This window comes from Bacillus thuringiensis, assembly GCF_001595725.1.
GTDB lineage: Bacteria > Bacillota > Bacilli > Bacillales > Bacillaceae_G > Bacillus_A > Bacillus_A thuringiensis_K.
The window spans coordinates 3,884,319-3,901,762 of record NZ_CP014282.1 but is presented as its reverse complement, the minus strand read 5'-3'; the positions used below and the strand labels follow the sequence as shown (position 1 = coordinate 3,901,762).

The following is a 17,444-nucleotide window of genomic DNA, read 5'->3' as shown; positions in this document are numbered from 1 at the left end:
GCTCCCTTTCTCTTTCTAAAATTTTCGGGCAACAAAGTTATTATAGTATATATTTCTTATTTGTCACCTGACTTTTTCCACATTTCAAAAAAGAAGTATCTAGATTGTCGGATTCTTTTTGTTTCTAGTCATGAATGTGGTAATATAGTGCTGAGATAGTTGAAAGGAGACATATACGTATGAAAACTTTAGGATACATATTAATGGAAAACGGTGAAAAAATCGACTTGGAATTTTTCCCAGAAGAAGCACCAAAAACAGTAGAAAACTTTAAAAAATTAGCAGAGCAAGGATTTTATGACGGTGTTACATTCCACCGTGTTATTCCTGGCTTCGTAAGCCAAGGTGGAGACCCAACAGGTACAGGTGCAGGTGGCCCAGGTTACTCTATTCCATGTGAAACTGATGGAAACCCTCATAGACACCTTGTAGGATCACTTTCTATGGCTCACGCTGGCCGTAACACAGGCGGTAGCCAATTCTTTATCGTTCATGAGCCACAGCCACATTTAGATGGTGTTCATACTGTATTCGGTAAAGCAACAAGCGGTATTGAAACAGTATTAAAAATGCGTCAAGGCGATGTAATGAAAGAAGTTAAAGTTTGGGAAGAATAAGGTAAGGAAAAAGAGAGCTTTTGCTCTCTTTTTTATTTTTAATGAAATCGAGTACTTCTTCTACAGCTCATCATACAAGTAGTGTTGTTGCTAAAATATATTGCTTGTGAGAACAAACCTTTAACAAATTACATAGAATACATTACATTATATGTTTCAACAAATATTTTTTGTTATATTAATTTTGCTAGAATTGTGCTGCTTTAGAGTAACTATGAATGAAGTGATGTTGAATGATATGTTTCTTTCCATTCCATATAAAATTTTCTTTTTTTAACTCTATTTATTAAAGGAATAGTGCTGAAACATAGATTTGACTTTCTTCTTTTCGCTTTGTATGATTATCAAGTTGTTTTAGACTCTTCTCACTCTGTTGAAAATATTGTAAAATGAATGTGATATGAAAAGAGTGATTGAGGGGATTACTAGTTTGTAACTTTTGTAAGAAGGGATAAGGGTTATGTTAATTCGTTTTAAAAAAAGTTATGAAAAAATTGCAATGGGGCTTCTTTCGTTTATGCCAACTGAAAAAGATGTGAAAACATTACAATTGACAATGAAAGAATATGAAGCAAAAGATGATTGGCAATTGTATTTGTGGAAAGAAAATGAAGATTTTGTTGGAATAATGGGGATTGTAAAAAAAGAGAATCATGTATTAGAAATTCAGCATTTGAGTGTGAACCCGTCTCACCGTCATGTGGGGATTGGGACGAAGATGGTTCAAGAGTTAAAGAGTAAATTTCTTGAGTTTACAATTTGCGGAAATGAGCAAACGGCAAGTTTTTGCGAAAAATGTAAAGGGCTAGAACAAAATATACATTCGTGAAAGCAGAGATAAGTAGTTTATTATCTCTGCTTTCTTTTTTGTAATTGTTCGTATCGTTCAGTAATGACCTCTGTGCGATCACGCAAAGTGTGCTTGTTTATAATATATTCACCTGGGATAGCATTCAAGTCTTTCCAAGAGAGGTTTTGTTTTTGACATAACTCTATGCACTGCTTCTCTAACAATGGATCTGATAAGGGTAAAAATAAAGGTACAAAACGTTCTTTTTTATGGATAGATTGCAATCTTTCATTGAGCAAGGAAAGAAGTTGTACTTGATTAATTCCTAAACGTTGTAAAGGCACACCGCTTTTTTCTAAAATTGTGATTGCGCTTTTCATCATTTTTGTGGAACCATTCCAGTTAGCACGTCTTTGGTGGTATAAAGAAACTGCAATTTGAATGAGACCAACTAAGTAATGATCTCGATTACCTCTTGGTTTTGTCTTCCAGTACTCTTCTAGTATTTCGTGACATTCAAAATAGTCATAATCTCCATGGAAATGAATTAAAAATTGTATGTATTCGGTAGGATACATGTTTTTTCGCCCCTATCTAACGGTTATACATATAAGTGTATCATAGAAATATGAACAATAAACGACTAGGAGGTTTCCCCCTAGCCGTTATTGTTCATATTAGCAGAAGCAAGCTGCTCCTACAATAATTAGTAAAATAAACAGTACAACAAGTAATGCGAACCCACCGCTAAAACCACAATCAACGTGACCCATAGTTTTTTGACCTCCTACATTGTTCTTACTACACTGTTATCATATGAAGTGGTGGGCATGATGACATAGGCATTGGTCTATTTTTAATTAAATTTCTTAAAAAGGTTGGATAGAACATGAGTATGCTCTATACTTATGTTGTTATAGAAAAAATGTGGTGGGATGCTTTGTGCAATATAATTTTAAAGTAGAGGCTTTTGAAGGGCCTTTGGATCTATTGTTACATTTAATACATCGTTATGAAATTGATATATATAATATTCCTGTAGCAGATATTACAGAGCAATATTTATCTTATGTGCATACGATGAAAGAACTTCAATTAGATGTTGCAAGTGAGTATTTAGTAATGGCCGCAACGTTATTACAAATTAAAAGTAAGATGTTGTTGCCGAAACATGAAGAAGATGTACTTGATAACGGTGATGATTTTATAGATGATCCTCGTCAAGAATTGATGGAGAGGTTAATTGAATATAAGAAATATAAGCAAGTTGCTACTGAGTTAAAAGAAAGAGAACAAGAAAGAGCACAGCTATATACACGTCCGCCAATTGACTTTACATCGTTGGAACAAGAAGAGGAGACAAGTTTACCTCTTGATGTTACGTTATATGATATGCTAGCAGCATTTCAAAAATTAATGCGCCGTAAAAAGGCAAAAAAACCTGTAACAACACGTATTACTCGTCAAGAAATACCAATTGAACAACGAATGACTGATATTTTAAAGCAGTTAAAAATAAAGGGTGGTCGCCAAAGTTTTTATGATTTGTTTGTTGATGATGAACGTGAAATAATGGTTGTAACATTTTTAGCAGTTCTGGAACTTATGAAAAATCAACAAATCACAATTGAGCAAGAACATAATTTTGATGAAATTTTCGTATCAAGCTCTAATAAATCTGCATAGAGCAAGTATGTGAAAATGGGATAGAAACATTTTATCTCATGCTATGTTTTAATGTATCGTTTGGAACAAGAGAAAAAGTATTGAACCGAACGCATTGATTGTGATTCGGTTTTTTGATGTGTATTTTTATGGAAAAATAGAAGGAAGGAGCTCGTGAAATGGATAGGAAAGAACAAAAGTCAATTATTGAAGGCCTTTTATTTGTTTCTGGTGATGAAGGGATTTATCCAGAACAAATAGCGAAAGTTCTTGAAATTGAAATGAATGAAGTAATTAATATTTTAGAAGAAATGCAACAAGAATGTGAAGGTGCAAACCGTGGTTTGCAAATTGTACAGTATGCAAAAGTATATCGTTTTGCTACAAAGAAAGAACATGCTTCATATTATCAAAAATTAATGGATACACCAACAGCTGCTTCGCTTTCGCAAGCTGCCCTCGAAACGTTAGCGATTGTTGCATATCGTCAACCAATCACAAGGACTGAGATGGAAGAGATTAGAGGAGTTAAAACCGATAAGGCGTTACAAACGTTGGTTTCCCATTTACTTATAAAAGAAATGGGAAGAGCAGAAGGACCAGGGCGGCCTATTTTATATGGAACAACAAAAGAATTTTTGGACACATTTGGATTGAAAACATTAGATGATTTACCATCGCTTTCTGAAGAGAATGAACAAATGAATGAAGCTGATTTATTCTTCGGTTCCTTACAAGAGATATCGAAATAAAAGCTTAGCATTTTGCTAAGCTTTTTTTGTATATCAATTATTTACAGTGCCATACTAAATGAAAAAAGGAGACGAGTTATGAGAGGTATGCGGATTATTCTATTATTAGCTTCTGTTTTATTATGTTTTTCTTTAAATAGCGCATCAGCTAAAAGGTATATGATGTCTATTCATACTACGTCTCCTTTACATATGCATCGGCAACATCTTAGTAAAATGAAAGTGAGCTTTTTAAAAGTGGGGCAAGGTGACGCAACACTTATTATAATGCCAAATGGACAAACAATGTTAATTGATGGAGGACCTTATGAAGCAGGAGAGGTTATTATTCAGAAATTAATTGAGAAAGGGATTAATCATTTAGATGTAATTGTCAGTACGCATCCCGATATGGATCATATAGGGGGGTTAATTCCAATTGTAGAGCAAATGCCGGTATCGCTTATATTAGATAGTGGAAAAACATATAGTTCTCTTACTTATCATACGTATCGGAATAATATTAAAAAAAGAGGGATACCTTTCGTTTCAGTAAAGGAAGGACAATATATACCGCTGGATCCACATGTTTCTATACAAGTATTAAACAACGGGAAATCAAAAGATGAAAATAATGAATCCTCAATTGTTTTAAAGGTACGATATGGAAAAGCGGATTTTTTATTAATGGGTGACGCGGATGTACGGACAGAAAATGAAATATTAAAACAATTTGATGTGCATGCAGATGTTTTGAAAGTGGGGCATCACGGCTCATATACTTCAACAAGTGAAACGTTTATAAAAAAAGTGGAACCGCAGTTTGCTATTCTGTCGTACGGGAGTAGTAATCCGTATGGACATCCTCATCAAAGTGTAGTAAAGCGCTTGAAAAGGCACGGTATAATGGTATATAGAACAAATAAACGTACAGTAGAAATAGAAACAGATGGTGAACATGTTATGTTAAAATCTAGCGGTTTAATGCCATTGTTGAAGTGATTTCTATATTAGGGGTGGATACTGTCCCTTTTTGGAAAAATGAATAATATATATTATAATTATAAGGGACGTAAGAAATTTCCTTTTCTGTTGAATAAAAAGGAAATTTCATTAGAATGTATAGACAACTACTCGTGCATATATTAAGATGGAACTAGGCGAATAAGGTAATAATAACAAGTAGGTATTTCATGGGAAAGGATCGATGAAAATGAAAACGCAAATTGTCATCAATGCCAAAATTTACACAGGTCAAGAAATAGTGGAAAACGGATTTATTCGTTACGCAGAAACCATTAAAGAAATTGGTTTGATGGCTCAATATGTACCACAAGAAAATGAAACTGTTTTTGATGCTACAGGGAAGATTGTAATTCCAGGTATGATCGATGTTCATATTCATGGTGGATACGATATTGATGCGATGGATGCAAATAGCGATGGGTTAGTAACTCTAGGTAAAGAAATGTTAAAAGAAGGGGTTACAACTTACTTCCCAACAACAATGACACAAGCTCCAGAGGCAATTGAAGCAGCGCTAACTGCTGCGAAAGAAGCAAAAGAAAAAGGAGCGCATTTCGAATATATTCACTTAGAAGGACCTTATGTTTCAAAGAAACGTGCAGGTGCACAACCACTTGAACATATCGTTCCTGCAAATATTGAGCAATTTAAACAATGGCAAGAAGCAAGTGGGAATTTAATTAAATTAGTAACATATGCACCAGAAGAAGAGGGAGCATTAGAGTTTGAACAATATCTTGCTGAAACTGGTGTAGTTGGCACAATGGGGCATACAGATGCAATTGATGCACAACTAAAAAATAGAAAGATTACACATGCGACACATTTATACAATCAAATGCGTGGATTACATCACCGTGAACCAGGAGTTGTTGGTCATGTGTTATTAAATCCAGATGTAATGGTTGAAGTAATTACAGATGGTATTCATATTCACCCTGATATGGTGAAATTAGCATATAAGTTAAAAGGACCGAAAAAAGTAAGTGTTATTACTGACGCAATGCGTGCAAAAGGTCTTGAAGATGGATTATATGAGCTTGGCGGACAGCCAGTACATGTAAAAGATGGTAGTGCTCGATTAGAAGATGGAACGTTAGCTGGTAGTATCCTAAAAATGGATCAAGCTTTCCGAAATGTAATTGAATTTACAGGTTGTTCAATCGAAGATGCAGTACTGATGACATCAGTTAACCAAGCAGAAGAGTTTGGATTAAATAATAAAGGTGCATTAGCGGTAGGAAAAGATGCAGACTTTGTTGTGATGAATGAAGATTTACATGTATATGATACGGTTCGTTTAGGAATTCATATGAAGGAAGGGAAGTAATTAAATGAATATTCTTGTTGTAAAAACTCCAGAAGAATTAGCAGAAGCAGGTTATAAATTAATTGAAGAAGTTGTAAAAACAAAAGAAAATCCAACATTAGGAATGGCTACAGGAAGCTCTCCATTAGGTATTTATGCAGAAATACGAAAAAATAAACTTGATACAAGCCGTGTAACCACTGTAAACTTAGATGAGTACGTAAATTTACCACATGAAGATAAAAACAGCTATCACTATTTCATGCAAGAACAGTTGTTTGATCATCTTCCATTTAAACAAACTTATGTACCAAACGGGATGGCAAGTGATTTAGAGGAAGAGTGCAAACGTTACGAGAGCATTCTAGCTGCTAACCCAGTTGACCTACAGATTCTTGGAATCGGTGAAAACGGTCACATCGGATTTAATGAGCCAGGAACACCGTTTAATTCTCCAACAAACATTGTTGAATTAACAGAATCTACACGCCAAGCAAACCTTCGCTTCTTCGAAAAAGAAGAAGATGTGCCAACTCATGCGATTACAATGGGAATTGGAAGCATTATGAAAGCGAAACAAGTTCTACTTGTTGCGATGGGTTCTAAAAAGGCAGAAGCTGTTAAAGAATTATTGCAAGGTGAATATAGTGAAGAGTGTCCGGCTACAGTTTTACAACGTCATCCGAATGTAACCGTAATCGCTGATCAAGAAGCTCTATCTTTATGCAGTGAGGCGATTGCTGATGAACATCGACAAGTATTCACCATTTCCGATCTATTATCAGATTCAAGAGTGGGTGAAACAGCTAATTGAGGACGGCGAATGGAAGCCGGGAGATAAAATCCCATCTGAGAATGAACTTTGTGATAAGTTCGAAGTGAGTCGTATGACAATCAGACAGGCGATTAATAATTTAGTGGAACAAGGCTATTTATATCGGAAGCGTGGAATTGGAACATTTGTCCAACTTCCGAAAGTGGAACAAAAGTTGCAAGGAATGACGGGATTCACAGAAGACATGATTTCTCGTGGAATGAATCCAAGTAGTCAATTACTTAGTTTCCGCCTAGTTCCAGCTACTGCTAAAATAGCAGACCGGTTAAGAATACAGGAGGGGGAATCGGTTTATGAAGTGAGGCGTATTCGCTTAGCTGATGATGAACCGATTGCTTTTGAGACGACATATTTGTCGCCAGCTCTTGTAAAAGATATTAACGAAGAGATATTGCAACAATCTTTATATGAACATTTAGAGAAAAAACTGGGCTTTAAACTTGTTAGCGCTACTCAGTCAATTGAAGCTTCCGTTGCGACGGAAAATGAAGCTGAACATCTGCATATTCCTAAAAAGGCGCCTGTACTTGTCATGCGTCAATGGTCATATTCAGAAGGTGAGGTACCGCTAGAGTACGTGAAATGTATTTATCGTGGAGATCGTTATAAATTTATTACGAATATCGCACGTAACAAATAGTATATTTCAGTTTGTGAAGTACAGTGGAATTGAAAATGGTTAACATGTAAAGAAATAAAAATACGACTCATCCTTATAAGGAATGAGTCGTATTTTTATTATGAGTAATTACGTGGTTAACAGCATCTTTGACGTGATTTACTACATAGTGAGCGTGATTTTTTACTGCATCATCTGCTTGCGACATAGCAAAACTGTGAGGAGTTAAAGAAAACATAGGAATGTCATTATAAGAATCCCCTATACAAGCAATTTCCTCAGGTTTTATTTGAAACTCATTTAATAAAACAGAAATGGCAGAGCCTTTACTAACATTTGGTGGCATTACATCTAAACATTGTTCTGCAGAGATGAAAGTACTAACTTTCCCGTGGAATTTTTCATCAATTTTTTTCTGAAGGAGTTGTAAGTTCTCCTTTGTTCCACCGACAGAAATTTTATTTGGGAAAATTGTATCATCAATTTTCTGTAGTAAGTTTGGTTCTTCAACAGAAGTCATAGTTACCTGTTGTTCAAGTTCTTGAATAAAAGGTGTTTTCTCTTCAATGTAATAATTATGTTCATCACTTACATAACGGAAATAAGGATCTTCATTCGTCATAGCTAACAAATCGGGAAGTATGCTGGAATCAAAAGTTGCAGATAATAGTTGTTTATTTTCATGTGTATATACAAAAACACCATTTACACTAATACGATGAAAATTTGTATTTACAGCTTTCATTAAGTCTGCAATTTCATTATCAAGTCTTCCGGAAGCGAAGCAAAGAATAACATTTTGCTCGGCAAGGCTGCGCAGTGCCGCAACATCTTGTTCGTCAATAAAACCTCCGTGTTGCATCATTGTACCATCGATATCACTTACAAACATTTTAATCATGCTGTTATCCCCTTTCTATGTACAGTTGCTCTTACATTATACGCATCATATATAAACATGTCTAAAAAATGAATTTTTATTAAATGGCAGATGTTTTACATTGACGACAAAGAAGAATATTCTGTAACATAAAAGTAGGCTATTTAAGTACGAGGGTGGTGTTATATGAGTAATTATCTAGAAATTAAAAAAGTTTTAAATAATAATGTCATCATTGCTAGCCATCCGGAACACGAGGAAGTAGTAGTGATTGGTAAAGGAATTGGATTTGGGAAAAAAGCGAAAGATGTCTTGGAGCAAGAACAAATCGAAAAAATGTTTGTCTTAAAAAATGAACGTGATCGTGAACAGTACAAATTATTAGTGCCGCATATTAGTGAAAAATTAATTGAATTGATGAACGATATTATGCTGTACATTCAAGGGAAAGCGAAATCTCCACTAAATGAACATATTCATATTGCGTTAACAGATCATATTTCATTTGCGATTAAAAGGTTAAAACAAGGACTTACAATTGATAACCCTTTTTTAGTTGAAACAAAAATGCTCTATCCAGAGGAATATGAAATTGCGGAAGGTGTTGTGGAACTTTTAAATTCTCGTTTGCAAATTGCATTGCCTGAAGGAGAAATTGGTTTTATTGCACTTCACATTTACAGTTCGCTTACAAATTCTGATTTATCTTCAGTTAATCAAAACTCCCGTCTCATTGCACAACTTGTATCTTTAATTGAGACAAACTTACAAATTACATTAGATCAAGAGAGCATTCATTATTTACGTCTTATTCGTCATCTTCAATATGCTATTGAGAGGGTGAAAAAAGGAGAAAAAGTAGAGGAATCACAAAGTTTTGCTGATTTATTAAAGGCCGAGTATCCAGTTTGCTATAACTTGGCTTGGAAGCTAGTTAAGGTCATGCAAAAAGAGTTGCAACTACCTGTATATGAAGCTGAAAGTATTTATTTAACGATGCACTTGCAACGCTTAGTAAAGGCAGAGCATGTGTAAAAAGTTATATATTTTTGTCTAAAATGAAAACGTTAAAAAAAATGATTGAATCGCTTACAATAGTTATGTATAATAACTATTGCAAAGTTATACAAATTTCGACAAACACATTAAGGTGAGTAACGAAAACGTTTGCCTTAATTATAGTGAACTTATACGTAAACCTATTTTTGACACGTGTTACTGATTCGATCAGGCATGAGTGGAGAAAAGTAAGGAATGTAAGCTAGAGAAAGGGATATACTACCCTTTGTATAGCTATCGTTCTATCTTTTTTTCCTCATGTCTTTTTGGCGTTTGTCGGAAGGTATCAATATAGATAAGAGAGGAAGGGTTTCCATGTTTAAGAAGATCTTTGGTGTTCTTCAAAAAGTCGGGAAAGCGTTAATGCTTCCAGTAGCGATTTTACCGGCGGCAGGTATTTTACTTGGATTTGGTAATGCATTTCAAAATCCACAGTTAACAAATGTTATTCCTGCTTTAAAAGCAGATTGGTTCGTAATGGTTGCAAAAATTATGGAACAATCTGGTGATATTATTTTCGCTAACCTTGCATTATTATTCGCAGTTGGGGTAGCAATTGGTTTAGCTGGTGGAGACGGAGTAGCTGGTTTAGCAGCATTCGTCGGCTACTTAATTATGAACAAAACGATGAGTGTGTTCTTAGAAGTAGATAAGCTAGTGAAAGTAACAAGTTCTGGAGCAGACCCAGTAAAAATTGGATTTGCAGATCCAGCGTATGCAAACGTATTAGGTATTCCAACGCTACAAACAGGAGTATTTGGTGGTATTATCGTCGGGATAGTAGCGGCATATTGCTATAATAAATACTTCAACATTGAATTACCATCATACTTAGGTTTCTTTGCAGGTAAGCGTTTCGTACCGATCGCAACTGCAACATTCTCTTTAATAGTAGGTATTATCATGTGCTTCATTTGGCCATACATTCAAGGTGGCTTAAACACGTTCTCACATCAAATGATTGATGCAAATAGAACAATCGCAGCATTTATATTCGGTTTAATTGAACGTTCATTAATTCCATTTGGATTACATCACATTTTCTATTCACCGTTCTGGTTCGAATTCGGTCAGTATACAAATGCAGCTGGCGAATTAATCCGTGGTGACCAAAAAATCTTTATGGCACAGTTAAAAGACGGTGTAGAATTAACAGCAGGTACATTTACAACTGGTAAGTATCCGTTCATGATGTTTGGTCTTCCAGCAGCAGCTTTAGCAATGTACCATGAAGCACGTCCAGAAAATAAAAAATTAGCAGCAGGTATTTTAGGTTCTGCAGCATTAACATCTTTCTTAACAGGTATTACAGAGCCACTTGAATTTTCATTCTTATTCGTAGCGCCAGTATTATTCGGAATTCACGCTGTATTTGCTGGTCTATCATTTATGACAATGCAAATTTTAGGTGTTAAAATTGGTATGACATTCTCTGGTGGTTTAATTGACTTCCTATTATTCGGTGTACTACCAGGCCGTACAGCATGGTGGTGGGTAATTATTGTTGGTCTTGTACTAGCAGTTATTTACTACTTCGGATTCCGCTTTGCAATTCGTAAATGGAATCTAAAAACACCTGGTCGTGAAGTGGCAAATGCAAATGACGGCGCAGGAAAAGCAGAAGCAGGCGAACTTCCTCGTGAAGTATTAGTAGCACTTGGTGGTAAAGAAAACATTGCTTCTTTAGATGCTTGTATTACTCGTTTACGTGTTCAAGTTAACGAACAAAAGAATGTAAACAAAGACCGCTTAAAAGAACTTGGAGCAGCTGGTGTACTTGAAGTTGGAAATAACATTCAAGCTATTTTCGGACCGAAATCTGACACATTAAAATCACAAATTCATGATATTATGTCAGGCCGTACACCTCATGTTGAAAAAGAAGAACCTGTAAAAGTGGAAGAAACTCCTCAAAAAGTTGATGAAAATGAAACAATTGTATCACCAATTGAAGGGAAAATCTTACCGATTACAGAAGTACCTGACCAAGTATTCTCAGGAAAAATGATGGGAGATGGATTTGCAATTGAGCCAACTGAAGGAACAGTAGTTTCTCCAGTTAATGGTGAGATTGTCAATGTATTCCCTACAAAACATGCGATTGGTATTCAATCTGAAGGCGGAAAAGAAATTTTAATCCACTTTGGTATTGATACTGTAAAATTAAATGGTGAAGGTTTTGAAGCGCTTGTAGCACAAGGCGACAAGGTGAAACAAGGCCAACCATTATTAAAAGTAGATCTTGCATTTGTAAAAGAAAATGCACCATCTATCATTACACCAATTGTCTTTACAAACTTACAACAAGGGCAACAAGTCGAATTGAAAAAAGATGGAAATGTTAAGAAGGGCGAAACCGCTATTATTGACATTCAGTAGGAATTTGACGCAAAATGTTTATAATTATAATAGGCGATGTGGTTGACCGAACATCGCCTATTATATACAATAGATGGTGTAGTACTCACGTCTATACAACTAAAAAATACTGTAATTTAAAGGAGATAAATTATCATGGAAAAAATCTTTAAAGTAACTAGCGACTCAGGAATTCATGCTCGTCCAGCAACTCTACTTGTAAACACTGCAAGCAAATTCGGTTCTGACATTAACTTAGAGTATAACGGAAAGAACGTTAATTTAAAATCAATCATGGGCGTTATGTCTTTAGGCATTCAACAAAACGCAGAAATTAAAATCACTGCAAATGGTGATGATGCAGCTCAAGCACTAGCAGCTATCGAAGAAACTATGAAAAACGAAGGATTAGGAGAATAATGACTCTTAATATTCAAGGGATCGCTGCATCAAGTGGGATTGCTATTGCAAAGGCTTTCAGACTTGAAAATCCTGAATTTAACATCGAAAAGAAATCAATTACAAACGAAGCTGCAGAAATTGCACGCTTAGACGCTGCGCTTGAGAAAGCAAAAACTGAATTAGAAGCTATTAAAGACCACGCATTTGCTGAACTAGGTGCTGACAAAGCTGCGATCTTTGAAGCACATTTATTAGTGTTAAATGATCCAGAACTAGTAAACCCAGTAAAAGATAAAGTAAATAGCGAAAAAGTAAATGCTGAATTTGCAATGGATGAAGTTGCATCAATGTTTATTTCTATGTTTGAAAACATGGATAACGAATATATGAAAGAACGTGCTGCGGACATTCGTGACGTAACAAAACGCGTTCTTGCACATTTACTAGGAATTAACTTCTCAAATCCTGGTACAATTTCTGAAGAGGTAATCATCATTGCTGAAGATTTAACACCATCTGATACAGCTCAGTTAAACCGTAAGTATGCAAAAGGTTTTACTACTGATATCGGTGGACGTACATCTCACTCTGCAATTATGGCTCGTTCTATGGAAATTCCAGCTGTTGTTGGTACGAAAGTTGTTATGGAAAAAATCCAAAACGGCGATATCGTTATCATTGACGGTTTAGATGGAGAAGTAATTGTAAACCCATCAGAAGAAACTCTTCGTTCGTTTGAAGAAAAGAAAGCGAAATTTGAAGAGCAAAAAGCTGAATGGGCAAAATTAAAAGACCAAGCTACTGTAACAAGTGACGGACATCACGTTGAGCTTGTTGCAAATATCGGAACACCAAATGATGTACAAGGTATTATCGATAATGGCGGAGAAGGCGTTGGCTTATACCGTACAGAATTCTTATACATGGGCCGTGACAATCTTCCAACAGAAGAAGAGCAGTTCGAAGCGTATAAAGCAGTTCTTGAAGGTGTAAAAGAGGGTCAACCAGTCGTTGTTCGTACACTTGATATCGGTGGAGATAAAGAGCTTCCATACTTACATTTACCAAAAGAAATGAACCCATTCTTAGGATACCGTGCAATTCGCTTATGTCTTGATGAGCAAGATGTGTTCCGTACACAACTTCGTGCATTACTTCGTGCTAGCGTATACGGTAACTTAAAAATTATGTTCCCAATGATTGCAACTCTTGATGAGTTCCGTCAAGCGAAAGCAATTTTATTAGAAGAGAAAGCGAAACTTGTAGAAGCGAGTACAACTGTTTCTGATTCTATTGAAGTTGGTATGATGGTTGAAATCCCAGCTTCAGCAGTATTAGCAGATCAATTTGCGAAAGAAGTTGACTTCTTCTCTATTGGAACAAATGATTTAATCCAATACACAATGGCTGCAGACCGTATGAACGAACAAGTATCTTACTTATACCAACCATATAACCCATCTATTTTACGTCTTGTAAAAATGGTTATCGATGCTGCTCATAAAGAAGGCAAATGGGCTGGTATGTGTGGTGAGATGGCGGGCGATTCACTTGCTATTCCATTATTATTAGGATTAGGTTTAGATGAGTTCAGTATGAGTGCAACATCTATTCTTCCTGCAAGAACACAACTAAGCAAGTTGTCAAAAACAGAAATGGAAACATTAGCAGAAAAAGCATTAATGATGTCAACTGCTGAAGAAGTTGTTGAACTAGTTAAAAGCATATAAGTAATAAAAAAACCTGAGTCGATTGAAATCGGTCTCAGGTTTTTTCTATGAGAAAAGTAAATCTTATTTTCTTACTAGAGGATAAGGTACAGAATTAGATAGCGATAGCAACGATATCAGATGGGCATACACGTAAAATACCAGTAAAAGTATTTCGGTTTTGATTGTGCTTATCATCTTTGTTGTTATCTTTATTGTCTTTGTCATTGTTATTACGAGCTAAAGCAGAGAAAAGAGCAACACCGTTACAGAAACCTTCAAAAATTACATTGTTGAAAGATCCAACACCTTTAACGCTTAATAGAGAAAGCTCTGTTCCAACTGAAATGCTAGCAAGTACGTTACATACAGCTGGTTGTTGTGGCTTAACCTCTCTCTCCTTCTCACGATGGTCGCGCTCTCTTTCATGATGATGACAGTCTCTAAAGTTATCACAGCATCCAAATGATCCAAACATAATCCTCATCACCCCCTTCACACTTATAATCTATGTAAGTTCGGTAGTAAGTGACTGGACAGAGAGTGGAATTTTTTCTAGGAGATTTTCTCATTTTAAATGACTAGCTGGGTATTTAGTATGGAATGATGTTTAAAATAGGGGTAATATAACAAAAAAATGTAAAAACCACCGAAATAAATGAAATGGGTAGCCTTTACACTTTTTTACTTTTATATAAAACGATGATATATACAGGAAGAGCTAGGAGTAGTGGTACAATGGATCGTGCAGTATGTTTTTCTGATTCTAATTGGAATGCTTCTTCTTTTGGGAATTGTAAAATGGAGATGTTTGCGGCATCACCAATAAAATATAGAAGCAGTACAGTTACTATGTAGCATAAAAGTGCGATAAAGCTTCCGTATGAACTCAATGAAAATCCCTCTCTTGTTATCTATTTGTTATCATTGTATCACAATTGTAACAAAAATACACGGGTATATTTCAATACCTAAACAAAATTCGACACGAAACGTCACGTTTACTTATGAGGAGGGAATAGAATATACTTTTCCATAAGTATAAATGTCGAATGATTTGTAGTAATATTACAAAAGTGTGACAGGAAATAAAAAAACGAAGGCAACGTAGTTACCTTCGTTTTTTATTATTTTGCCCACTCGCTCACTTGCTCTACGCTCATACGTGGTGCAGGGTGGCCTTTTAAAGTTGATTCACCAATTGTAATAAGCATAATTGGAACGTAACGAGATGAAACGTTAAATTCGTCTGTCAGTGCTTGTGGATTAAAGCCACCAATAGCACAAGTGTCCCAACCAGTCGCTTTAGCTGCAAGCATAAGTTGCATTGCTGCTAAAGATGCATTTGAAAAGGCAGCATCTCTTGAGAATTGTTCACGAGCATATGCAGATTCAATATTTTTAGCTAAGCGTTCTTTTGCTTCTTCTTTCATAAATCCTTGTTCTACAATTGGACCATATACTGGCTCAACATTTTTATAAGCTTCTAAATCACCTAAAATAGCGACTACTGCAGAAGCATCAAGAATTTGTTGTTGGTTATAAGCTATCGGGTGTAATCGTTTTTGTACATCTTCACCTTGAAAAACAAGGAATTTCCAGTGTTGTAAGTTCCAAGCGGAAGGTGCTTGTGCTGCGGCTTTTAAAATCTCGTGTAATTCTGTAGATGAGATTTCTTTATTTGGGTTGAATGCACGTGTAGATGTGCGTTCATATAGAACGTTAAAAAAGTTGTCGTTTGTCATTATATATCCTCCAAATTGCATATAAAATTATCGAGAAAACGCAATATATATTACTTACATTTTGTAAGTTATCGAATTTAAGAATATAATATCTTTATTTTAATTGTCAAGTTTTAAGAAATAAGCTAGGGCATTCATACAAACGATATAATTCCTATAATCATACACTAAAAAAGGAATTTATAGAGTGAAAAGGGAAGATAACATTCTCAATTAGCTTGTTAATATGTATCTCTCACAAATTAAAGTTTATTGGGTAATAGTCTTTTAAAAATGTTTGTGAGGAATTCAGTAGAACAAGATATATGAAGTGAGTGAAGACTAGTGATGAACATACTACATTTTTTATTAGAGAATACGGTTTTCCAAAATGTGTTACAAGATTTGCAGTTAAATGTCCTTTATATAGAAAATGGATGTAAACATCAACAAACGATAGAAAATATTCATCCAAAATGTATGTTTATAGCAAATAGTTTTGAAGAGGGCGAATTATTATTTCAAAGAACGAAACCGCACATTATAATTATGTATGTAACAGATTATTCTCAAATAAAATATATAAAGAATATGTATACCTTGCAAAGTACATTTATTGTCATTTGGGATCAACAAATAACAAAAGAATTTACAGATGTACTCGCATTAGGAATACGTAATATTGTAATAGCCCCTGTAACTCCGCAAGCAGTGTTAGAAGAAGTGAATAAGAGTTTGTATCAACTTTCTTTAGTAAGGCAAGTTAGTTTGCAACAGGAACTGCTTCAAACGATGTTTGATTTTCAAAATGATTTATTATTTATAGTAGAAGATGATGAAATTGTTGATTGTAATACAAATTTTTTAACGTTTTTCGGATATGAAAATTTGTTTGCCTATCGTGAGCAACATTTAGTATTTGCTGAACATTTTATTAGAGAAAATGGATACTACTCGACGACGCATGATATAACATGGCTAGACGATACTTTATCAAGCGGTAGAAGAATTAAGATGTTAAATTATGAAGGGACAGTATCTACTTTTCTATTACGTGCGACACCATTGCCAGAAGATTTATCAAGATTTATTGTAAAGTGCACGGAAATTACAGAATTAGATGAAATCTATCAAGAACAAGAAAGACTTGCTATGATAGATTCATTAACAGAGATTTATAATCGTTTAAAATTTCAACAAATACTAGAGGTAGAATGGGAAAAGGTAATACGTACTGATGAGAAAATAGCAATTATTTTATTTGATATAGATAATTTTAAAACAGTTAATGACACATATGGTCATGATTTTGGCGATTTGGCATTAATACAACTTGCAGAGCTTATGAAATCTAAAGTGGAGCAGCAACATGTATTTGCAAGATGGGGAGGAGAAGAATTCATTATATTAGTGACAAATACAGTAGAAAAGGAAGCATTTCAAGTTGCGGAGTCATTACGATTCTTCATTGAAACAAAGCAATTCACTGGAATTTCAAAGTTAACAGCTAGCTTTGGAGTTGCGTTATATGAACAAGGAACTACAAGAGAAGAATTAATGCAACGAGCGGATATTGCATTATATGAAGCGAAAAAAAATGGGAAGAATCAAGTATGTGTGTATAGAAAAGAAAAAATGTAATTTTTCGCAACAAATTGTTGCGATTTTTTTTTATTGTTTGATAATAGAATAGGGGGACAATTTTTAGCTAAGGAATTAT

Annotated in this window: 19 protein-coding genes; 13 read left to right on the top strand and 6 right to left on the bottom strand. The window is 34.9% G+C overall.

The genetic code is table 11. From position 1 onward, the window contains the following. Nucleotides 1–179 precede the first annotated feature (179 nt). Together AXW78_RS19320 and ribT are read left to right on the top strand one after the other, a co-directional pair. The gene (locus AXW78_RS19320) at nt 180–617 is read left to right on the top strand and encodes a peptidylprolyl isomerase (protein ID WP_000853782.1); all 438 of its coding nucleotides are present in this window, start codon (nt 180–182) and stop codon (nt 615–617) included. 460 nt (nt 618–1,077) lie between these two features. Then, nucleotides 1,078–1,446, top strand: coding sequence for a GNAT family N-acetyltransferase RibT (gene ribT, locus AXW78_RS19315; protein ID WP_000908399.1), 369 nt, complete (start codon nt 1,078–1,080; stop codon nt 1,444–1,446). A 20-nt stretch (nt 1,447–1,466) separates the two neighbouring features. Here the strand turns inward: ribT and AXW78_RS19310 are convergent, their stop codons facing one another. Both AXW78_RS19310 and AXW78_RS19305 read right to left on the bottom strand, forming a co-directional pair. Beyond that, nucleotides 1,467–1,985: a DUF309 domain-containing protein gene (locus AXW78_RS19310; RefSeq protein ID WP_000283592.1), complete on the bottom strand. Its 519-nt coding sequence runs from the start codon at nt 1,983–1,985 to the stop codon at nt 1,467–1,469. A gap of 99 nt (nt 1,986–2,084) precedes the next feature. Beyond that, nucleotides 2,085–2,180 carry a YjcZ family sporulation protein gene (locus AXW78_RS19305; protein ID WP_000510194.1) on the bottom strand — a complete coding sequence of 32 codons (96 nt, stop codon included), beginning with the start codon at nt 2,178–2,180 and terminating at the stop codon, nt 2,085–2,087. A gap of 169 nt (nt 2,181–2,349) precedes the next feature. Between AXW78_RS19305 and scpA the strand changes: the two genes are divergently transcribed. The 6 genes from scpA to phnF all read left to right on the top strand — a co-directional run bounded on the left by scpA (nt 2,350) and on the right by phnF (nt 7,613). Then, nucleotides 2,350–3,093, top strand: coding sequence for a segregation/condensation protein A (gene scpA, locus AXW78_RS19300; RefSeq protein WP_001199748.1), 744 nt, complete (start codon nt 2,350–2,352; stop codon nt 3,091–3,093). A gap of 158 nt (nt 3,094–3,251) precedes the next feature. Then, the gene (scpB, locus tag AXW78_RS19295; protein ID WP_061884542.1) at nt 3,252–3,824 is read left to right on the top strand and encodes a segregation/condensation protein ScpB; all 573 of its coding nucleotides are present in this window, start codon (nt 3,252–3,254) and stop codon (nt 3,822–3,824) included. A 78-nt stretch (nt 3,825–3,902) separates the two neighbouring features. After that, complete coding sequence (locus tag AXW78_RS19290) at nt 3,903–4,805, top strand: ComEC/Rec2 family competence protein (RefSeq protein WP_001214823.1); 903 nt, start codon at nt 3,903–3,905, stop codon at nt 4,803–4,805. 211 nt (nt 4,806–5,016) lie between these two features. Beyond that, nucleotides 5,017–6,159: an N-acetylglucosamine-6-phosphate deacetylase gene (gene nagA / locus AXW78_RS19285; protein WP_001987227.1), complete on the top strand. Its 1,143-nt coding sequence runs from the start codon at nt 5,017–5,019 to the stop codon at nt 6,157–6,159. Between the two features lie 4 nt (nt 6,160–6,163). After that, nucleotides 6,164–6,952 (top strand): glucosamine-6-phosphate deaminase, encoded by a 789-nt coding sequence (gene nagB, locus AXW78_RS19280; RefSeq protein ID WP_001024201.1) that lies wholly within the window; start codon nt 6,164–6,166, stop codon nt 6,950–6,952. Then, nucleotides 6,882–7,613, top strand: a complete 732-nt coding sequence (gene phnF, locus AXW78_RS19275) for a phosphonate metabolism transcriptional regulator PhnF (RefSeq protein WP_021727649.1) — start codon at nt 6,882–6,884, stop codon at nt 7,611–7,613. Before nagB ends, phnF begins: the two co-directional genes overlap by 71 nt. A 73-nt stretch (nt 7,614–7,686) precedes the next feature. Here the strand turns inward: phnF and AXW78_RS19270 are convergent, their stop codons facing one another. Then, nucleotides 7,687–8,493 carry a Cof-type HAD-IIB family hydrolase gene (locus AXW78_RS19270; protein WP_061884541.1) on the bottom strand — a complete coding sequence of 269 codons (807 nt, stop codon included), beginning with the start codon at nt 8,491–8,493 and terminating at the stop codon, nt 7,687–7,689. Between the two features lie 165 nt (nt 8,494–8,658). On the opposite strand from AXW78_RS19270, the gene glcT reads away from it, so the two are divergent. From glcT to ptsP, 4 genes are all read left to right on the top strand, one after another. Then, nucleotides 8,659–9,507 carry a glucose PTS transporter transcription antiterminator GlcT gene (gene glcT / locus AXW78_RS19265; protein WP_000073857.1) on the top strand — a complete coding sequence of 283 codons (849 nt, stop codon included), beginning with the start codon at nt 8,659–8,661 and terminating at the stop codon, nt 9,505–9,507. Nucleotides 9,508–9,846: 339 nt separating this feature from the next. Beyond that, nucleotides 9,847–11,910, top strand: coding sequence for a PTS glucose transporter subunit IIABC (gene ptsG, locus AXW78_RS19260; protein WP_000473174.1), 2,064 nt, complete (start codon nt 9,847–9,849; stop codon nt 11,908–11,910). Between the two features lie 135 nt (nt 11,911–12,045). After that, a complete protein-coding gene (ptsH, locus tag AXW78_RS19255; RefSeq protein ID WP_000411080.1) occupies nt 12,046–12,309 on the top strand; it encodes a phosphocarrier protein HPr in 264 nt (87 codons plus the stop codon). Next, nucleotides 12,309–14,021 carry a phosphoenolpyruvate--protein phosphotransferase gene (gene ptsP / locus AXW78_RS19250; protein ID WP_061884540.1) on the top strand — a complete coding sequence of 571 codons (1,713 nt, stop codon included), beginning with the start codon at nt 12,309–12,311 and terminating at the stop codon, nt 14,019–14,021. The genes ptsH and ptsP overlap by 1 nt, the downstream gene beginning before the upstream one ends. A 94-nt stretch (nt 14,022–14,115) precedes the next feature. On the opposite strand, the gene AXW78_RS19245 is transcribed toward ptsP, so the two are convergent. From AXW78_RS19245 to AXW78_RS19235, 3 genes are all read right to left on the bottom strand, one after another. Continuing rightward, the gene (locus tag AXW78_RS19245) at nt 14,116–14,478 is read right to left on the bottom strand and encodes a DUF3915 domain-containing protein (RefSeq protein ID WP_000468026.1); all 363 of its coding nucleotides are present in this window, start codon (nt 14,476–14,478) and stop codon (nt 14,116–14,118) included. Between the two features lie 196 nt (nt 14,479–14,674). After that, the gene (locus AXW78_RS19240) at nt 14,675–14,893 is read right to left on the bottom strand and encodes a hypothetical protein (RefSeq protein ID WP_000100485.1); all 219 of its coding nucleotides are present in this window, start codon (nt 14,891–14,893) and stop codon (nt 14,675–14,677) included. Between the two features lie 234 nt (nt 14,894–15,127). After that, on the bottom strand, nt 15,128–15,745 hold the full coding sequence (locus AXW78_RS19235; RefSeq protein ID WP_000180389.1) for a nitroreductase family protein: 618 nt from the start codon (nt 15,743–15,745) through the stop codon (nt 15,128–15,130). Nucleotides 15,746–16,072: 327 nt separating this feature from the next. Here AXW78_RS19235 and AXW78_RS19230 point away from each other — a divergent pair, with 327 nt between their 5' ends. Next, nucleotides 16,073–17,365, top strand: a complete 1,293-nt coding sequence (locus AXW78_RS19230; protein WP_001023183.1) for a GGDEF domain-containing protein — start codon at nt 16,073–16,075, stop codon at nt 17,363–17,365. Nucleotides 17,366–17,444: the final 79 nt, after the last annotated feature.